Origin of the sequence: Ensifer sp. ENS10, assembly GCF_014852025.1 — a bacterium.
Classification (GTDB): domain Bacteria; phylum Pseudomonadota; class Alphaproteobacteria; order Rhizobiales; family Rhizobiaceae; genus Ensifer.
Map to the genome: position 1 here is coordinate 1 of NZ_JACVAS010000064.1, position 255 is coordinate 255.

Consider the following 255-nt stretch of genomic DNA (forward strand, 5'->3'; position numbering starts at 1 on the left):
CTCCATTGAACTGTGCCGGGTAGGGTTGCCCTTGCTCCACCGCACTTCGCTGGGAAAGCGCCTGTCGCCGCCGAGCAATGACCGCTGGATCGGTCATGAAATCCGTCCGCTTGCCCGGCTTGCGGCCCCGCGGTTTGTAGCCAATCTTCTCGCTGTTCGTCTTTAAGGCCGGCTTCGTCTGCTGCTCCTGACGCTCCTTGATGTAGGCCAGGACATCACCGAGCCGCTTGTTCTCGGTGATCGCCGCATGCGTCA

At 61.6% G+C, this 255-nt stretch carries 1 pseudogene; it reads right to left on the reverse strand.

The window, feature by feature from the left end:
- Positions 1 to 255: pseudogene (locus tag IB265_RS36380) on the reverse strand (ISNCY family transposase); the annotation flags it as partial.